The following is a 19,645-nucleotide window of genomic DNA, read 5'->3' as shown; positions in this document are numbered from 1 at the left end:
CGGTATTGCCGGAATCACCGGAACCGCCGCCGGTATTGCCGGAATCACCGGAACCACTGCCGGTATTACCGGTGTTGCCAGTGTCGGTATTGCCGGAATCAGAAGACGTATTTGCATCCTGATTTGCGGTATTGTCGGAATCACCAGAATCGACGGAACCGTGTCCAGGACAAACCTCAGTAGCTACATTGTCAGTAGCAAAATATTCCGTTACAGAAGGACAGCTTCCTGCCCGTGCCAGTTTTCCTGTAATTGTACAGATTGTTTTCTGTTCAACAGAAGCCGGCATCTGGAAGTCCCGTGTCTCCAGACCGGCATGGACACGGCTCATGATGGAGTTCCAGATCCGCAGACGGAAGGTAGTGTCAATATTCGTCAGAGATTTTGGATCATCATATCCGCCCCATACACAGCAGGTGTAGTACGGAGTATAACCGCAGAACCAGAGGTCCTTGTCTTCATCGGCGGTTCCGGTCTTACCTGCAACAGGCATATTGGAAAGGGCGGCAGCCCGTCCTGTTCCGCTTGTAACAACGCTTTCCATTGCGCTGGTAAGAAGAGCAGCAGTGGAGTCTTTGATCGCTGTATGAGATTCGGAAGGATTCTCGATCAGAACATTTCCGTCATGATCCAAAATTTTTGTGTAAAGAGTAGGTGTGTTGTATACACCGCCGTTAGCAATAGAAGCAAAAGCAGCGCACAATTCATAATTATATACACCATCTGTCAGACCGCCAAGAGCGATCGGTTCATATTTATCATTGTCCACAAGAGTGCTCATGGAAAAGTTTTCTTTTGCGTATTCATATCCCAGAGCAGGTGTGATCTGCTGGATCGTTTTTACAGCACAGGTATTCTGTGAATTGGCAATGGCTTCTCTTACTGTAATATTACCCATATAGCTGTTGCCGGCATTTTTAAATTTTGTACCGTCGGAATAGGTCCACGGTTCATCCTTTATGACATTAGCAAGAGTAATCTGGTTGGTATCCAGAGCCGGTGCATATGCAGAGAGGATTTTGAAACAGGAACCAGGCTGCCTTTTGGAACCGGTGTAAGCGCGGTTCAGACTCTGGCTGGTCTGTTTAGCGCCTCGTCCACCCACCAGTGCCTTGATCTGTCCTGTCGTCTGATCCATCAATGTGACAGAGGCCTGTGGCTGCGGAGTAAGGATGATGGATTCGTCATAGGTATCTCCTTCCTTTGCAATGCTGGCCTTCCAGGCGGCAATGACACTGTTTGCTTCCTCTTCAGAAGAGAAGGTAAGCCCCTCTGTGCTTCCGTATGTTTCAGCGCGGAATGCCTCGACATGACCTTCACTGTAATTTTCCACAGTGCTATCAGCTCTTGTGACAGTCAGGGCATAGGAAGAAAGTCCCACTTCTTTCAGCCAGGGGTAATTACTGTCATTGTTCATCTCTTCATCACAGATCTGCTGAAGGGCAAGATTCTGGGTAGAGATAATGGTAAGGCCTCCGCTGTAAAGGGCATTGTAAGCCTGAGTCTCTGTATAGCCCAGCTTGGACTGCAGATCGTTAATTACCTGTTCAGAGAGGGCGTCTACAAAATAGGAATAAGGAGAATCCTCACCAATCTGTGAATTGACAGTCTGGATTCTTGCATATACATCATCTGCCATAGCCTCATCATATGCGGCCTGGTCAATATAGCCCTGATCCAGCATTTTATTCAGAACTTCTTCACGCCGTTTTGCGTTCTCTTCCGGATTGGTGATCGGATTGTACAGGGAAGGATTCTGAGTGATTCCTGCAATAACCGCACATTCCGATAAGGTAAGCTCTGATACATCTTTATTGAAATAACGTTTGGAAGCAGACTGAACACCAAGAGTATTTTGTCCAAGATTGATGGTATTCATATATGCCTCCAGAATCTCCTCTTTTGACATCTGCTTTTCGATATCCAGTGCCAGGAACTGTTCCTGAATCTTTCTCTCTAATCTGTCATAGAAGGTCTCTTCATTTACAAAATCAGGAAAGATATTATTTTTGATCAGCTGCTGTGTCAGCGTGCTGGCACCCTGTGAAAAGTTTCCCCCGGAAGCAAGACCCGTTACTGCCGCACGGAGAATACCCTGAGGATCGATTCCGTTGTGCTCATAAAAACGTTCGTCTTCGATCGCTACAAATGCATGCTGGAGATTCTTCGGAATCTCATCAATGGATTTGTAGATACGATTGGAGCCGGCTTCTACAAAACGTTCAATTTCCGTGGAACCGTCATCGGCGTATACTAAAGTGGTATATCCTTTTGGGCGGACATCCTCAGGAGAGATATCAGGAGAATTATCCAGAATTCTTTTTAAAAAAATCAGACCACCTACGGCACCGATAATGAAAACGGCGATCACACAAAGGAAAAATGCCTTGATCAGTCTGACTCCGACGCGCTTGCCCTGCATGGTCGATTTTGAGGTGATTTCTTTCTGCTTTTTAGAAATCTTTCTTTTTCCGTAATTCATGCATTTATGCCTCCTTTATTCCAAGTCATTATAGCAAATTTACCTATTGAAATAAAGAAGAAAATGAAAACTTCATATTTCAGTAGGAAAAACTTAAGAAATCAAGTATAGTATATATGTATGAAAGTGAGGGATATAAAAATGGAGTATCGATTAGTATATCAGGGGGGAGAAGGAGAGATCACAGAAAAAAAGTCCCGTTTTATCGCTACAGTTCTTCCGGTGTCAAACGAAGATGAAGCAGTGGCGTTTGTGGAATCTATGAAAAAGAAGTATTGGGATGCTACGCACAATTGCTCTGCTTATGTCATTGGAGAGCACTATGAAGTTCAAAGATGCAGCGATGACGGAGAACCAAGCGGAACAGCGGGTAAACCGATGCTGGATGTACTCCTGGGAGAAGATCTCCATGACACGGCAGTAGTGGTGACGAGATATTTTGGAGGAACGCTTCTTGGAACGGGAGGACTTGTGCGGGCCTATTCGGCGGCGGTAAAGGAAGGTCTTTTATCTTCTACTATTATAACCAGAAAACGGGGCGTTAAACTGAACCTTGAAACGGATTATACGGGACTTGGAAAAATACAGTATATATTTGGGGAGCGCAATATAGCAATCCTGGATACGGAATATACGGACCGGGTAGCGTTGGAGGCGCTGGTACCGGAAGAGCTGCTGGATAAGATAAAGGAAGAAGTAACAGAAGCAACGGCAGGACGGGCGAACATAACAGAAAGGGGTCCCTGCTTTTATGCAGAAATAAATGGAAAGACCAGAGTTCTGGAGTAAACTCCAGAACTCTGGTCATGAAAAAGGGAGCACCCTGTTATTGAAACTCCGGCTCGATCAGACCGAAGGTTCCATTTTTTCGTTTGTATACCACGTTGACTTCTTCTGTTTCCGCATTACAGAAAACAAAGAAATCATGTCCCAAAAGTTCCATTTCTATGCAGGCATCTTCCGGATACATAGGTTTGATACCAAAACGTTTGGTACGTACGATCCTGATCTCCTCATCTGCTTCGTTTTGTTCCTGGCTGTCAAAAAATTCCTGTTTGAAATTACCCCCTTCCTGGTGTCTTGCAATCAGCTTTGTTTTATATTTGCGAAGCTGACGTTCAATGACTTCCTCCACAAGATCAATGGATACATACATATCGCTGCTGACCTGCTCGGACCGGATGATCTGGCCCTTTACCGGGATAGTGACTTCGATTTTCTGACGTTCTTTTTCAACGCTCAACGTAACAATGATTTCCGTATCAGGAGTAAAATACCTTTCCAGCTTTCCTAATTTGTGTGTGATGGTATCCTTTAAACCAGGTGTCACATCAATGTTCTTTCCGCTAATGATAAATTTCATGATGCCCAACTCCTTTTTAAGAGAATTTCAGACGAAATAATGTCTGACAAAATAGTAAGACAAACTATTTATATCTGATATATTGAGTATAACATGTTTTTGTGTCAATGTATAGCATGTATTACTTCGATTCTTGAAATTTTTCCGTCCTTCATTTTATCGATACGAAGAGCAACATCTGCAACAGAAACACATGTACCTACTTCAGGAGTTACATTTTCTTCCGACATTTTTTCAAGTATCGCGTCATTGAGAGTAGAGGACGGACTGGGACATGGAATATGACAGGCCATTAGCTTATTGATCACCTGAATTCTGGAAGAAGCACGGAAAATATTTTTCTCCAGGAGATCGAATCCGCAGAAAAGAAATTTTCTTGTGGCAAACAAAACGGCGATGGCACATACTCCGATCAGGCTGGAAAGAGCAGAGGAATGGCCGTTGATAATCTGCCGTGCGATGGCAAAAACCAGTACTTCAAATACCGTGTCCGGTGTGTGGTAGTACATCATACGGATCAGCTCAACACCAATGATCAGCTCAAAACAGGATTCCAGCAGATCCTCATAATTGGGATAAACATCCAGGTCCGGGATATGTACAAGAGAACCGGCCAGACGTATGCATAAAAGGATGATTCCGACTGCAAGCATCATGGAGATAAAAAACTCCAGAAACATGGCAAGATAGGAAAGGAACATAGTAATATATTTTTTCATAATGCCTCCTAAGTCTCCTGGGCGGTGCCGAGTATTTTTTGGAAAATCGCCGGATATATCACGATGATCCATAATATAAGTATAAAATATTCTATCATTTTTGCAAGTATGGATGTGCCAAGGATAAAGGAAACTCCTCCTTTGATCAGAAGCAGCATACCAAGTCCGCAGATAAGTTTGGCCGCCTGGATCCGGCGGTTTTTCGCGGCTGTGGAAAACCGTATCCTTGTCCGCTCCAGATACCAGCCTACGGCAAACCCCATGCCTGCGCCGGCAGCTTTGCAGCAGTCGGAGGCAAGCTCTTCAGTAACAATGCCGTTCTTCAGAAGGAGGAGCGCATAAATGGCAGCTCCTGCAGAGAAGATAAGCATGGCAGCGAACACACTTCGGCTGTGAGGAGAATCTTCCAAAAAGAGGGCGCGAAAATGCCAGATCAGCCATGTGCAAAGAGCGGATACTCCCAGAGAAGCAAGGACATCTTTGGGAGTATGGCAGCCCAGATACATACGGGAAAAGCCCACGCATAAGGGCGCAAAAATACACAAAACCTTCAGCCATTTCTTCCGGGTCCATGTAAACAGCGGAAAGAAAAAAGAAGAGGCGCCCTGTGTATGCCCGCTTGGAAAGGAATATCCGGTAGCATCAGGAACAGCACTTTCCACAGCATGGAAGCTGGGATCCAGAACCCAGGGTCTGGGAATCCGAAAAGAAATCTTCAGTGTCTGGACGATCAGCCCGGCACTGAAATAAGTAAAGCCCAGCTGATATGCCAGCTTTTTATTTACACACCAGTAAAGAAAACAGATGATGCCCACAAGAATGAGTTCCTGTCCGAAATAGGTGATAACCTGCATAATTTTGTCCATGGAAGGGGTGCGGATCCCTTCCAGCAGCCAGAGAAAATCCATAGATAAATCCTTTCTCCATAATATAAAAGTGGTTTTTATGATTTGTTATTATTTCTTTTGCGCATCTTTGGATCCAGAATCTTTTTGCGGATACGAAGAGACTTCGGGGTCACTTCCAGCAGTTCATCTGTATCGATGAAATCCAGCGCTTCTTCCAGGCTTAAAATCCTTGGAGGAGTCAGCCTTAGTGCCTCATCTGCGCTGGAAGAGCGGGTATTGGTCAGGTGCTTTGTTTTACATACGTTGACTTCGATATCGTCGGTTTTGGCATTCTGACCGATTACCATGCCGGAGTAGACCTTTTCGCCGGGACCGATAAAGAGTGTTCCGCGCTCCTGGGCGCTGTACAGTCCGTATGTGACGGATTCTCCTGTCTCGAAGGCGATGAGGGATCCCTGTTTGCGATACTGGATGTCGCCTTTGTAGGGGGCATAACAGTCAAACGCTGTGTTCAGAATCCCGTTCCCTTTTGTGTCTGTGAGGAAATCACCGCGGTAGCCGATGAGTCCCCGTGCGGGAATGGAAAATTCCATACGGGTATAGCCGCCGCTGGCAGTGCCCATATTGCGGAGTTCTCCTTTACGCTGTCCCAGTTTTTCAATGACAATACCGGTAAATTCTTCCGGTACATCAATGAATGCAGTTTCCATCGGCTCAAGGAGCCTTCCTTTTTCGTCCTTTTTGTACAGGACCTCTGCCTTGCTGACAGCAAACTCATATCCTTCCCGGCGCATATTCTCTATGAGCACAGAAAGATGGAGCTCGCCCCGGCCGGATACTTTGAATGTGTCCATATTTTCCGTATCCTCCACCCGGAGGCTGACATCTGTATTTAATTCCCGGAACAGACGGTCGCGGATATGTCGGGATGTAACATATTTTCCTTCCTGACCGGCAAAGGGACTGTCGTTTACCATAAACTGCATGGCAATGGTTGGTTCGGAAATTTTCTGGAAGGGAATGGCTACCGGATTTTCCGGGGAACAGATGGTATCGCCGATCGAAAGATCTGAAATACCGGAAATTGCCACAATAGAACCGATGGTAGCTTCCTTCACATCCACTTTGTTCAGACCGTCAAATTCATAGAGCTTGCTGATCCTTACTTTTTCCTGACGCTCCGGGTCGTGAGCGTTTACGACGATCATGTCCTGACCGGTGCGGATCGTGCCGTTATCTACTTTGCCGATACCGATGCGGCCTACATATTCATTATAGTCAATGGTACTGATCAGAACCTGAGTGTCGGCATCCGGATCTCCTTCCGGTGCCGGGATGTAATCCAGGATGGTCTCAAAAAGCGGCACCATATTCTGGGGACCGTCCTCCAGCTCCAGCACGGCATAGCCTGCCTTTGCAGACGCATAGACAAAGGGGCAGTCCAGCTGCTCATCAGAAGCGTCCAGATCGATGAACAGTTCCAGCACTTCATCGATGACTTCAGAAGGGCGGGCCTCAGGACGGTCGATCTTGTTGATGCAGACGATGACAGGGAGCTTCAGTTCCAGGGCTTTTCGCAGCACGAATTTTGTCTGGGGCATAGCTCCTTCAAAAGCATCCACTACCAGGATCACCCCGTTTACCATTTTCAGGACACGTTCTACTTCGCCGCCGAAATCGGCATGTCCGGGTGTGTCGATAATGTTGATCTTTGTTCCCTTATAATAAACAGCAGTATTTTTAGAAAGAATGGTAATTCCACGCTCACGTTCAATATCATTGGAGTCCATGACTCTCTCGGCTACTTCCTGATTTTCGCGGAATACACCGCTTTGTTTGAGCAGCTCATCTACAAGCGTTGTTTTCCCATGATCGACATGGGCGATAATAGCAATATTACGTACATCTTCGCGTTTTGTCTTCATACGAAATCTTCCTTTTCTTTTGATCTATCACATTCTACATTATTTTGTAACTGTTTTAGTTTATCATATTTCCCAAAAAAAACAAGGAATATAGTTCTAATATCTGTTTTTCCCGCATAGATTATGTAGTGACTCTAAAAAGCTTAGAATACGATTCGGAGGAAGGGAGATTTACACGTTATGTCAGATAAGATTATTGAAAACAACCAGGTAACTATTATGGGGCAGATCGCATCAGGATTTACATTCAGCCACACAGTGTTTGGAGAAGGATTCTATATGGTGGATGTGCTGGTGCGCCGTCTTAGCAGCTCGCAGGACCGGATTCCGCTGATGATCTCGGAAAGACTGATGGATGTTACGCAGGATTACACAGGGGAGTTTATTATGGCGACAGGGCAGTTCCGCTCTTACAACAGGCACGATGAACAAAAGAACAGGCTGATATTGTCCGTATTCGTAAGAGAAGTGTCTTTTATTGATGAAGAGTTGGACGGGGCCAAGACGAATACGATCCTGCTGGACGGATATATCTGCAAACTGCCGGTGTACCGCAAAACGCCGCTTGGAAGGGAGATTGCCGATCTTCTTCTGGCAGTCAACAGGCCATATGGGAAATCCGATTATATTCCCTGCATCTGCTGGGGGAGAAATGCCAGATTTGCCTCTTCTTTTGAGGTGGGGGAGCATGTCCAGGTGCTTGGGCGTATACAGAGCAGAGAATACGTAAAACGTCTTTCAGAGACAGAGACAGAAAAGAGAACGGCATATGAAGTGTCGGTAAGTAAACTGGAATGTCTGGAAGATTGACAGACCATGTACCAAACTGCCCTGAAGCAGGCAACGTTCCATTGACATTGCAAATGAATAATGATACACTTTTTAGAAGATATCATTTTTTATTATAGAGGTCAGGAGGAATAGTATGGCTATTTTTACAGGTGCCGGGGTGGCGCTGGTTACACCATTTCATGAAGATGGAAGCGTGAATTTTGACAAACTGGATGAGCTGATCGACTATCACTGCGAGAATGGAACAGACAGTCTGATCATATGCGGAACAACAGGAGAGTCCTCTACTTTATCAGAAGAGGAACATATGGAATGCATTAAATTTGCAGTGGAACGCACGAAAAAACGGCTTCCTGTAATCGCCGGAACAGGTTCCAACGCTACATATACGACCATTGACATGTCAAAAGAGGCAGTGGAATACGGAGTGGACGGACTTTTGATCGTTACTCCCTATTATAATAAAGCAACACAGAAAGGACTGGCTGCACATTATAAGGCTGTAGCGGAAGAAGCCAAGGCGCCGATCATCATGTACAGTGTGGCAAGTCGTACCGGGCTGAACATTGCTCCGGAGACAGCGGCAGAGCTGATCCGCGATGTGGACAATATTGTGGGGATCAAGGAAGCTTCCGGCAATATTGCACAGGTAGCGAAGATCATGTATCTGACAGACGGGAAAGCAGATCTGTATTCCGGAAATGACGACCAGATCGTACCGCTTTTGTCTCTGGGAGGAAAAGGCGTTATTTCTGTGCTCTCTAATGTGGCTCCAAAAGAGACCCATGACATTTGTGCAAAGTTCTTTGCGGGAGATGTGAAAGGAGCCTGTGAACTTCAGCTGAAGGCAATTCCGCTGATCGAGCAGCTTTTCTGTGAAGTGAATCCGATTCCGGTAAAGAAGGCTGTAAATCTGATGGGAATGGAATGCGGAGGACTTCGTATGCCTTTGACAGAGATTTCTCCGGAACATGAAAAAAGTCTGGCACAGGCAATGAAGGATTTTGGAATAAAACTGGCATAAAAGCCAGAGCATGAGTGGTGAGCTGAAAAAAGCTGAATAAAAGGGACAGGATCAAAAGACAGCATGATTTCTGTCCCTTTCACGTATGAAAATAAGTACGTATGAGGATGGAAAGCGGAGGTAAAAGAAAATGGTAAGACTGATTATGCACGGCTGCAATGGGAAAATGGGACAGGTGATCACACGGATGGTCAAAGAAGATCCGGAAGTGGAAATTGTTGCCGGAGTGGACAAATATACCGGGATTTCCAATGATTATCCAGTGTATGATGAGATTGGAAAATGCAGTGTGGAGGCGGATGCGCTGATCGACTTTTCCAATGCGGCGGCAGTAGACGAGCTTCTTGCATACTGCAGAGAGAAGAAACTTCCGGTAGTGCTGTGTACCACAGGACTTTCAGAAGAACAGCTGAAAAAAGTGGAAGAGGCTGCTAAGGAGACGGCGGTTCTGCGCTCGGCCAATATGTCTCTTGGAGTAAATCTTCTTATGAAGATTCTGAAAGACGCAGCCCGTGTGCTTGCCCCGGAAGGCTTTGACATTGAGATTGTGGAAAAGCATCACAACCGGAAGGTGGACGCTCCCAGCGGAACAGCCATTGCCCTGGCGGATTCTGTCAATGACGCTCTTGACGGAGTCTATTCCTATACCTATGACAGAAGCAGGGAGCGGAAGGCAAGAGATTCCCGCGAGATTGGTATCTCGGCAGTGAGAGGCGGCACCATTGTGGGAGAACATGAGGTGATCTTTGCCGGAGAGGACGAGGTGATCGAATTTAAGCATACCGCTTATTCCAAAGCGCTTTTTGCCCGGGGAGCTGTGGCGGCAGCCAAGTATCTGGCGGGAAAACCGGCAGGACGTTATGATATGTCGGATGTAATACAATTTTAAATACATATGAAAATGGGGAGGATGGATATGGAAGAGCTAAAAATGAAGTATCTGGAGAGGCTCTCGGAGTTGTATCCCACAATTGCCAGTGCTTCTACAGAGATCATCAATCTGCAGGCAATCCTGCACCTGCCAAAAGCGACAGAGCATTTTCTGACTGATATTCATGGAGAATATGAGGCTTTTTCGCATGTGCTGAAAAACGGATCGGGATCCATCCGCCGGAAGATCGACGATGTATTTGGGAATACTATGAGTAGCCGGGACAAACAGTCCCTTGCTACTCTTATTTATTATCCCACAGAAAAGATGGATCGGATCAGGCGGGAGGAACCAAACATGGAAGACTGGTACAAGATCACGCTGTACCGGCTGATCGAGGTATGCAAGCGTACTATGAGCAAATATACCCGTTCTAAGGTACGAAAGGCCCTGCCGAAGGATTTCGCTTACGTGATCGAAGAGCTGATCACAGAGAAAGCGGATGTGCTGGATAAAGAATACTATTATAATTCCATTATCAGCACGATTATTGAGACAAGTCGGGCAGAGGAGTTTATTGTGGCTTTAAGCGAAGTGATCCAGAGGCTGACGGTAGATCACCTGCACATTGTGGGAGATATTTATGACAGAGGACCCGGTCCCCATATTATCATGGACAAGCTGATCCGCCATCATTCTGTGGATATTCAATGGGGAAATCATGATGTGCTGTGGATGGGAGCTGCCGCCGGACAGAGGGGGTGTATTGCCAATGTTATCAGAATTTGTGCAAGATACGGAAATCTGGATATTCTGGAAGACGGATATGGCATCAACCTGCTTCCTCTTGCAACATACGCGTTGGAAACCTATGCCGACGACCCCTGCACCTGTTTCGCACTCAAGGGAAGCACAGGATACACGGCAAGGGAAAAAGAGATGGAAGTGAAAATGCATAAGGCTATTTCCATTATCCAGTTCAAGGTGGAAGGGCAGATCATAAAGAAGAATCCGGGATTCAAACTGGAGAAAAGGAATCTCCTCCATCACATTGATTTTGAGAATGGTACGATTGAGCTGGACGGAAAGGTCTATGAACTGCTGGACAAAAACTTCCCGACGATTGATCCGCGCCGTCCTTATGCGCTGACAGAGGAGGAAGAGGATATTATGGACCGCCTGGAACGGGCGTTTCTCGGATGCCAGAAGCTGCAGGAACACATGAGGTTCCTTTTGAATAAGGGCGGACTTTATAAAGTCTACAATCAGAACCTTCTCTATCACGGATGCGTTCCGCTGAATCCGGACGGAAGTCTGAAATCCGTAAGGATTTATGGGAAGGTATATAAGGGGAAAGCTCTTTACGAAGTGCTGGAGAGCTATGTGAGAAAAGGCTTCTTTGCTCTTGACAAGAAAGAGAAGGAGAGAGGCAAAGATATGATGTGGTATATCTGGCTTCATGAAAATTCACCGCTTTTCGGTAAAGATAAGATGGCCACCTTTGAGAGGTATTTTCTGGCCGAGAAAGAAACCCACAAAGAAAAGAAAAATCCTTATTATGAATTTCTGGAAAATGAAGAAGTGGTCGATCGGATTTTGGCGGAATTTGGCCTTCCGGGAGAAGGAACTCACATTGTCAACGGGCATGTGCCGGTGAAGTCAAAAGCAGGGGAAAGTCCTATTAAATGTCAGGGGAAGGTTCTTGTCATAGATGGAGGCTTTTCCAAAGCATATCAAAAAGAGACAGGAATTGCAGGTTATACGCTGATCTATAATTCCTATGGACTTATCCTGGCTGCCCATGAGCCTTTTGAATCTACAGAAGCAGCCATTGAAAAGGAAAGTGATATCCATTCTGACAGCACGATCGTGAAGCGTGTCATTGCAAGAAAGACGGTGGGGGATACCGATATCGGAAGAGAACTGAAAAAGCGTATTGAGGATCTCGCCTGGCTTCTGGAATCCTACAGGGAAGGAATTATTGCAGAAAAAATTTAAGATATGAAAAGATTTTTAGAGTTTTAGAAAAAAATGGAACACAGGAACATGTATAAATTTTTCATAAGCTGCGGATAGTATTCATAGAAAATGAAGAAAGGGAGTACAAACTTATGAAACAGTTAAAAAGAGGAATTTTAATCTTCCTGTGTGTGCTGTCATCCTTTGGAACTCTGGCAGGCTGCGGAAGAAATGAAGAAGATAACGGAGCAGTAAAGGAAGAAAACAGTACTGACAACACGATGAATGATGCTACAGACGGGACGAAAAATGACGGAGCAGCCGAGAATATCGGAGAGGATATCAAGGATGAGGCACAGGACATTGGAGAAGACGTCAGAGATGGAGCAGAAGATATAAAAAATGACGTGGAACAGGGTGCTGAAGATGCCAGAGAGGATATAGAAAACAGTAATAATAATACAAACAGATAAGCGATACCACAGGTGGATTTTCAAGTCTGCCTGTGGTATGATTATTTTTGGAATAATTTGACAATGTTTTTCAATCATTCACCGAAGAAGGGAATGAAGGGAGGCAGATATGAGATTCAGACCGTGCATAGATATACATAACGGCAAAGTAAAGCAGATTGTGGGAGGAAGCCTGAAGGATCATGGAGATAAGGCTGTGGAAAATTTTGTTTCCGGATATGATGCGGCGTTTTATGCAGAGCTTTATAAAAAGGACAATCTGAAAGGAGGGCATGTGATCCTCTTGAATCCGGTTTCATCGGAATATTATGAGAAGAACAGGCAGCAGGCGCTTGCGGCGTTAAAGGTATTTCCCGGAGGTCTGCAGGTAGGAGGGGGCGTTACGGCAGAGAATGCGGCGGAATTTATTGAGGCGGGGGCCAGCCATGTTATTGTGACGTCCTATGTATTCCGGGAAGGGCAGATACAGTGGGATAATCTGGAAAGACTGGTGCACGCTGTAGGAAAGGAGCACATTGTTCTGGATTTAAGCTGCCGGAAAAAAGATGCTTCCTATTATATAGTAACGGACCGATGGCAGACATTTACCAAAATCCAGGTAAATGAAGAGATTTTGTACTGGCTGAAGGAATCCTGCAGTGAATTCCTCGTCCATGGGGTGGATTCGGAAGGAAAAGCGGCCGGTGTGCCGGAAGATCTGGTTGCTCTGCTCTCTAAAATCAGGGGAATCCCCATTACATATGCAGGAGGGATCGGAAGTCTTAAGGATCTGGAACAGTTTCGGCAGATCAGCGGAGGGAACCTGGATTTTACCATTGGAAGCGCCCTGGATTTGTTTGGAGGAACGATTCCCTATGATGCGGTGAAAAATATGTCATGACTGTGAACATTATGAACACTTTATAAATTTGTTGAATTGGATTTGGGATAGTGATAAAATGTGGAATAGAGTAATTTTTTGAATAAGGAGTTAACAACATGGGTTTTATAGAGAAAATATTCGGAACGCACAGTGAACATGAGCTGAAGCGGATCTATCCCATTGTGGATCATATTGAGGCTCTTGAGCCGGAAATGAAGCAGCTTTCTGACAGTGAACTGAAGGACAAGACGAGAGAGTTTAAAGAAAGGCTGGACAAGGGAGAGACTCTGGATGATATTCTGCCGGAGGCTTATGCAGTAGTAAGGGAAGCAGCTTCGCGCGTGCTGGGGATGCGCCATTATCGTGTGCAGCTGATCGGAGGAATTATCCTTCATCAGGGACGTATCGCAGAAATGAAGACAGGTGAAGGTAAGACGCTTGTATCTACACTGCCGGCCTATTTAAATGCACTGACCGGGCAGGGAGTCCATATCGTAACGGTCAATGATTATCTGGCAAAGCGTGATGCGGAGTGGATGGGCCAGGTACATGAGTTCCTGGGACTGAAGGTAGGCGTTGTGCTGAACAGCATGGACAATGATGAACGCCGGGAGGCATATAACTGTGATATTACTTATGTGACAAATAATGAGCTGGGCTTTGATTACTTAAGAGATAATATGGTGATCTATAAAGAACAGCTTGTGCAAAGAGGGCTGAAGTTTGCTATCATTGATGAGGTTGACTCTGTTCTGATCGATGAAGCCAGAACTCCTCTTATTATCTCCGGGCAGAGCGGTAAGTCTACAAAGCTCTATGAGGCCTGCGATATTCTGGCAAGACAGATGGAAAGAGGAGAAGCCAGCGGTGAGTTTTCCAAGATCAATGCCATTATGGGCGAGGAGATTGAGGAGACAGGAGACTTTATTGTCAATGAGAAAGAAAAGACGGTCAACCTTACAGAAGACGGTGTGAAGAAGGTAGAGAAATTCTTCCACATTGATAATCTTGCAGATCCGGAAAATCTGGAGATTCAGCATAATATTATTCTGGCTCTCCGTGCCCACAACCTGATGTTCCGCGACCAGGATTATGTGGTGAAGGATGACGAAGTTCTGATCGTCGATGAGTTTACGGGACGTATCATGCCCGGAAGAAGATATTCTGACGGTCTTCATCAGGCAATTGAGGCCAAGGAGGGCGTGAAAGTAAAAAGGGAGAGCAAAACTCTTGCAACGATCACGTTCCAGAATCTGTTTAATAAATATGAGAAAAAGAGCGGTATGACAGGTACGGCGTTGACAGAGGAGAAGGAGTTCCGTGAGATCTACGGCATGGATGTTGTAGAAATCCCGACGAATGTACCGGTGATCCGTGTGGATATGGAAGATGCTGTATATAAGACCCAGAAAGAAAAATTCCGGGCTGTGTGTGATGAAGTGGAGAAGGCTCATGCAAAGGGACAGCCGGTTCTGGTAGGTACGATCACTATTGATGTGTCAGAGCTTTTAAGTGGAATGCTGAAAAAGAGGGGGATTAAGCATAACGTCCTCAATGCCAAGTTCCACGAGATGGAAGCAGAGATCGTTGCACAGGCAGGACAGCATGGAGCAGTCACCATTGCTACAAACATGGCAGGCCGTGGTACCGACATCAAGCTGGATGATGAAGCAAGAGAAGCTGGCGGGCTGAAGATCATCGGTACCGAGCGCCATGAATCCAGACGTATTGACAACCAGCTGCGCGGACGAAGCGGACGTCAGGGAGACCCGGGAGAGTCCAGATTTTATATTTCCCTGGAAGATGATCTGATGCGCCTGTTCGGTTCGGAACGTCTGATGAATGTATTCAACGCCCTTGGTGTTGAGGACGGTGAACAGATTGAACATAAGATGCTTTCAGGCGCCATTGAGAAGGCACAGGAGAAAATAGAGAATAATAACTTTGGAATCCGTAAAAATCTTCTGGAATATGATCAGGTTATGAATGAACAAAGAGAGATCATATACGAAGAGAGAAGAAGAGTTCTGGATGGAGAGAGCATGCGGGATTCCATCTATCATATGATCAGTGAATATGTGGAAAATCTGGTGGACAAGGAAATTTCAGCAGACCAGGAGCCGGAAGACTGGGATCTGACGGAATTGAATGTAAGCCTTCGCGGAAGCATTCCTATGATGGAGCCTGTTTCACCGGAGGATGTCAAAGACATGTCCCAGAAGAAGCTGAAACATTTCCTGAAAGAAAAAGCAGTAAAAGCATATGAAATGAAGGAAGCGGAATTTCCGGAGCCGGAGCATCTCCGCGAGATTGAGCGGGTCGTGCTTCTGAAGGTGATTGACGCCAAATGGATGGATCACATTGACGATATGGATCAGCTTCGCCAGGGAATCGGTCTGCAGGCCTACGGTCAGAGAAATCCCAAGGTGGAATACAAAATGCTGGGTTATGATATGTTCGATGAGATGACAAAATCCATCACTGCAGATACAGTTCGTACGCTGTTCCACATCAAGCTGGAACAGAAGGTGGAAAGAGAGCAGGTTGCCAAGGTGACTGGAACCAATAAGGATGATACTGCAGTGAATGCACCGAAGAAGCGCACGGAGAAGAAAATTTATCCCAATGATCCGTGCCCGTGCGGAAGCGGAAAAAAATACAAGCAGTGCTGCGGAAGGAAAAAGGCATAGAGAGCGCTGCGAATCAGTTGAAAATGAAAGAGGTGAAAGTAAGTGGTCGAGCTGGATCAGTATAAAAGCATTATCAGCTCCTATGAAGAACCTCTTGCCGGAATGAGGGATTCACTTTGACATCTCCGGCAAGGAAAAACGGGTAGAAGAACTGGAGCGAAAGCTGGAGGAACCAGGTTTCTGGGATGATGCAGAGCATTCACAGAAAATTATGAAAGAATTAAAAGAGCTGAAAGATCAGCTGGATACCATGAAACATCTGCAGGGAACATGGGAAGACATCCAGGTTCTGATCGAAATGGCTCATGAAGAAAATGATGAGTCCATGGTGGAGGAGATCGAAAAGGAAATCTCACAGTTTGAGGAAGCTTTTGAATCTCTTAGGATACAGACGCTGCTCTCGGGAGAATATGACGCATGCAATGCCATTGTGACTCTGCATGCCGGTGCCGGCGGGACGGAGTCCTGCGACTGGACCAGCATGCTTTACCGGATGTATACAAGATGGGCAGAAAGGAAAGGATTTTCCATACAGGTACTGGACTATCTGGACGGAGATATTGCAGGTATTAAAAATGTCACCTTTGAGGTGAATGGAACCAATGCTTATGGTTATTTGAAGTCGGAAAAAGGCGTGCACCGCCTTGTCAGGATCTCGCCTTTCAATTCTGCCGGAAAGCGCCAGACATCTTTTGCATCCTGTGATGTGATCCCGGACATGGAAGATAATACGGGTGATATTGAAGTGCCGGAGGATGAGCTGAAGATCGATACCTACCGTGCCAGCGGTGCGGGAGGTCAGCATGTCAATAAGACATCTTCGGCTATCCGTATTACCCACCTGCCTACAGGGATCGTGGTGCAGTGCCAGAATGAGAGGTCGCAGCATCACAACAAGGATAAAGCCATGCAGATGCTGAAAGCCAAGCTGAAACTTCTGAAGGAACAGGAGCAGGCGGAAAAGGTGTCGGATATCCGCGGTGAGATAAAGGAAATTGGATTTGGAAATCAGATCCGTTCTTATGTGATGCAGCCTTATACGCTGGTGAAAGATCACAGAACAGGAGAAGAGAGCGGAAATGTGACTGCTGTGTTGGACGGTGCATTGGATCCTTTTATGAATGCATATCTTAGCAGTCAGAACCAATAGAGGAAGAAAGGGGAAAAGGATGATAAAGATAGCAGTACTGGGATACGGGACAGTAGGTTCCGGAGTAGTGGAAGTAATCCGTACAAATGAAAAAGTGATTGACCAGAGAGTCGGAGAAGAGCTTCGGATCAAATATGTTCTGGATCTTAGAGATTTTCCCGGTGATCCGGTACAGGATATCATTACCCACAATTTTGAAGATATCCTTAAGGATGAGGAAGTGAAGATCGTTGTAGAAGTGATGGGAGGCATTGAGCCGGCATATACATTTGTAAGGCAGAGCCTGGAAGCGGGAAAAAGCGTTGCTACCTCCAATAAAGCCCTGGTGGCAAAACACGGAGCTTCTCTTCTGAAACTTGCCAAAGAAAAAAATGTAAACTTCCTGTTTGAGGCCAGTGTGGGAGGAGGAATCCCGATCCTGCGTCCGCTTCACTCGTCTCTGACCGGAGATGTCATCGAGGAGATTACAGGAATCCTTAACGGAACAACAAACTATATGCTGACGAAAATGTTCTATGAGGGAGCAGATTACGAAGAAGTGTTGAAGGAAGCGCAGGATAACGGCTATGCGGAGCGCAATCCGGAGGCAGATGTGGAAGGCTACGATGCCTGCCGTAAAATTGCGATCCTTTCTTCGATCATATCCGGACAGCAGGTTGATTTTGAAGATATTTACTGTGAGGGAATTACAAAGATCACAGTAGAAGATATGAAGTATGCAAAAGCGATGGGAATGACCATTAAGCTTCTTGCCTCCTGCAAGAGAGACGGAGAGAAGTTAAACGCTATGGTGGCGCCTTTCCTCCTTCACAGAGAGCATCCGCTTTTTTCTATCAACGGAGTGTTTAATTCTATCTTTGTTCATGGAAATATGCTGGGCGACGCCATGTTTTACGGAAGCGGTGCAGGGAAACTGCCGACTGCCAGCGCGGTAGTGGGAGACATTGTGGAGGAAGCAAAACACCTGAACCGAAACCTGGGCGTAGGCTGGAGCGAAGAGAAGCTTGCACTGGAAGATAAAAAAGATGTAAAACGCCGTTTCTTCGTACGTATGAAAGGGAAAAAAGAAGACTTTGAAGAAAAGCTGACAGAGGAATTTGGTATGCTTCAATATGCGAAGGCAGAGGGAGTGGAAGGAGAATTTGGCTTTCTGACCCCGGTCATGCCGGAAGGAGAATACGAGAAAAAAGCGGAAACGTTCCGGGACAGTATTCTCGGAATGATCCGAGTGGAAGAGTAAAAGAGCAGAAAGGGGAAACAGATGAAATATATTGTTGTTTTGAGTGATGGAATGGCCGGCAGACCTCTTGAGGAGCTGAATGGAAAGACGACATTGGAAGCAGCCGATACTCCGGTGATGGATCGTCTGGCAAAAACTGCAGAGATCGGAACTGCAGCCATGGTTCCTTCCGGAATGGCTCCGGGCAGTGATACGGCGAATCTGTCCGTCCTGGGATATGACCCAGACATATATTACACTGGAAGATCTCCCCTGGAAGCTTTAAGTATCGGTGTCAATATGGAGAAGACAGATGTTTCGTTCCGATGTAATCTGGTGACTCTCACAGAAGAAGAGCCTTATGAGGATAAGAAAATCCTGGATCACAGTTCCGGTGAGATCAGTACCAAGGATGCGGGAATCCTTCTGGATGCTCTGCGGGAAGGACTGAAAAAGGAAGGGTATGAATTTTTCCGGGGAACAAGTTACCGGCATCTTCTGATCTGGAAACGGGGGCAGGTCTTGGATCTTACGCCGCCCCATGATATCCTTACAAAGCGGATTGGAGAATATCTTCCCAAGGATCCGGTTCTGCGTAAGATGATGGAGAAAAGTTACGATATTTTATCCGGGCACCCAATCAATCAGGAAAGATGCAGGCAGGGATTGCATCCGGCCAATTCTGCCTGGTTCTGGGGAGCCGGGACCCGCCCGTCTCTGACGTCCTTTTATGAAAAGACAGGAAAAAGAGGCGTGATGATATCGGCGGTCGATCTGCTGAAAGGCCTTGCTGTAGGGGCGCAGATGGATAATGTTGTTGTAGAGGGGGCCAATGGAGGGCTTCACACCAACTATGAAGGCAAAGCAGATGCGGCGGTCAATGCTCTGACAAAAGACGGCTATGATTTTGCCTATGTCCATGTGGAAGCGCCTGACGAGATGGGGCATCAGGGAGATACAAAGGCGAAGATAGAAGCGATTGAAAATGTAGACAAAAGAGTGCTGGGAAGAATTGTGGAGGGAATGGAAAGATCCGGAGAGGATTTCCGTATTATGATCCTTCCCGATCATCCGACGCCGATCGAGGTACGTACCCATACAGGAGACGCAGTTCCGTACCTGATCTATGACAGCCGGGAAACAGCCGGGGGCATTCATACATACAGTGAGAGGGCGGCAGCGGACAGCGCGTTTGTCTGGCCGGAAGGATACCGGCTGATGGCACATTTTCTGGAGCTGGATTAAAGTAAAGGATGAAGGAGAAACAG

General features: G+C 46.1%; 16 protein-coding genes. 11 read left to right on the top strand and 5 right to left on the bottom strand.

Going from position 1 to position 19,645, the window contains the following annotated elements; genetic code table 11:
* The coding region (locus tag WJ238_RS08745; RefSeq protein ID WP_337606695.1) for a transglycosylase domain-containing protein at window positions 1-2,482 on the bottom strand (2,482 nt) is incomplete at its 3' end.
* Between the two features lie 135 nt (window positions 2,483-2,617).
* Between WJ238_RS08745 and WJ238_RS08740 the strand changes: the two genes are divergently transcribed.
* Entirely contained in the window at window positions 2,618-3,271 is a 654-nt protein-coding gene (locus tag WJ238_RS08740) for a YigZ family protein (protein WP_256195010.1), read from the top strand.
* Window positions 3,272-3,308: 37 nt separating this feature from the next.
* On the opposite strand, the gene hpf is transcribed toward WJ238_RS08740, so the two are convergent.
* The 4 genes from hpf to typA form a co-directional block, all read right to left on the bottom strand.
* Window positions 3,309-3,845 carry a ribosome hibernation-promoting factor, HPF/YfiA family gene (gene hpf / locus WJ238_RS08735; protein WP_230105596.1) on the bottom strand — a complete coding sequence of 179 codons (537 nt, stop codon included), beginning with the start codon at window positions 3,843-3,845 and terminating at the stop codon, window positions 3,309-3,311.
* A gap of 104 nt (window positions 3,846-3,949) precedes the next feature.
* Window positions 3,950-4,564, bottom strand: a complete 615-nt coding sequence (locus WJ238_RS08730; RefSeq protein WP_230105597.1) for a transporter — start codon at window positions 4,562-4,564, stop codon at window positions 3,950-3,952.
* A gap of 8 nt (window positions 4,565-4,572) precedes the next feature.
* Entirely contained in the window at window positions 4,573-5,472 is a 900-nt protein-coding gene (locus tag WJ238_RS08725; RefSeq protein WP_256195007.1) for a phosphatase PAP2 family protein, read from the bottom strand.
* A 35-nt stretch (window positions 5,473-5,507) separates the two neighbouring features.
* Entirely contained in the window at window positions 5,508-7,337 is a 1,830-nt protein-coding gene (gene typA, locus WJ238_RS08720) for a translational GTPase TypA (RefSeq protein WP_316265044.1), read from the bottom strand.
* A gap of 180 nt (window positions 7,338-7,517) precedes the next feature.
* Between typA and WJ238_RS08715 the strand changes: the two genes are divergently transcribed.
* From WJ238_RS08715 to WJ238_RS08670, 10 genes are all read left to right on the top strand, one after another.
* On the top strand, window positions 7,518-8,147 hold the full coding sequence (locus tag WJ238_RS08715; RefSeq protein ID WP_230105600.1) for a single-stranded DNA-binding protein: 630 nt from the start codon (window positions 7,518-7,520) through the stop codon (window positions 8,145-8,147).
* Window positions 8,148-8,262: 115 nt separating this feature from the next.
* Window positions 8,263-9,153, top strand: a complete 891-nt coding sequence (dapA, locus tag WJ238_RS08710) for a 4-hydroxy-tetrahydrodipicolinate synthase (RefSeq protein ID WP_230105601.1) — start codon at window positions 8,263-8,265, stop codon at window positions 9,151-9,153.
* Window positions 9,154-9,283: 130 nt separating this feature from the next.
* Complete coding sequence (gene dapB, locus WJ238_RS08705) at window positions 9,284-10,042, top strand: 4-hydroxy-tetrahydrodipicolinate reductase (RefSeq protein WP_230105602.1); 759 nt, start codon at window positions 9,284-9,286, stop codon at window positions 10,040-10,042.
* A gap of 27 nt (window positions 10,043-10,069) precedes the next feature.
* On the top strand, window positions 10,070-12,022 hold the full coding sequence (locus tag WJ238_RS08700; protein WP_230105603.1) for a fructose-1,6-bisphosphatase: 1,953 nt from the start codon (window positions 10,070-10,072) through the stop codon (window positions 12,020-12,022).
* 113 nt (window positions 12,023-12,135) lie between these two features.
* Complete coding sequence (locus WJ238_RS08695; protein WP_230105604.1) at window positions 12,136-12,456, top strand: hypothetical protein; 321 nt, start codon at window positions 12,136-12,138, stop codon at window positions 12,454-12,456.
* 109 nt (window positions 12,457-12,565) lie between these two features.
* Window positions 12,566-13,336, top strand: a complete 771-nt coding sequence (gene hisA / locus WJ238_RS08690; protein ID WP_230105605.1) for a phosphoribosylformimino-5-aminoimidazole carboxamide ribotide isomerase — start codon at window positions 12,566-12,568, stop codon at window positions 13,334-13,336.
* Window positions 13,337-13,434: 98 nt separating this feature from the next.
* A complete protein-coding gene (gene secA, locus WJ238_RS08685; protein ID WP_230105606.1) occupies window positions 13,435-16,008 on the top strand; it encodes a preprotein translocase subunit SecA in 2,574 nt (857 codons plus the stop codon).
* Between the two features lie 42 nt (window positions 16,009-16,050).
* Window positions 16,051-17,158, top strand: a protein-coding gene (gene prfB / locus WJ238_RS08680; protein WP_230105607.1) for a peptide chain release factor 2 whose coding sequence is annotated in 2 segments (ribosomal slippage) — window positions 16,051-16,125 and window positions 16,127-17,158 — 1,107 coding nt in all. Because the reading frame shifts where the segments join, the coding sequence is not laid out codon by codon here.
* 19 nt (window positions 17,159-17,177) lie between these two features.
* The gene (locus WJ238_RS08675; RefSeq protein WP_230105608.1) at window positions 17,178-18,398 is read left to right on the top strand and encodes a homoserine dehydrogenase; all 1,221 of its coding nucleotides are present in this window, start codon (window positions 17,178-17,180) and stop codon (window positions 18,396-18,398) included.
* A 21-nt stretch (window positions 18,399-18,419) separates the two neighbouring features.
* Window positions 18,420-19,622, top strand: a complete 1,203-nt coding sequence (locus WJ238_RS08670; protein WP_316265040.1) for a cofactor-independent phosphoglycerate mutase — start codon at window positions 18,420-18,422, stop codon at window positions 19,620-19,622.
* Window positions 19,623-19,645: the final 23 nt, after the last annotated feature.

The sequence above is a fragment of the Claveliimonas sp. genome (assembly GCF_037273965.1).
Lineage (GTDB): Bacteria > Bacillota > Clostridia > Lachnospirales > Lachnospiraceae > Claveliimonas > Claveliimonas bilis.
Note: the sequence above shows the minus strand (reverse complement) of the source record. Positions and strands in the feature narration are given on the sequence as shown.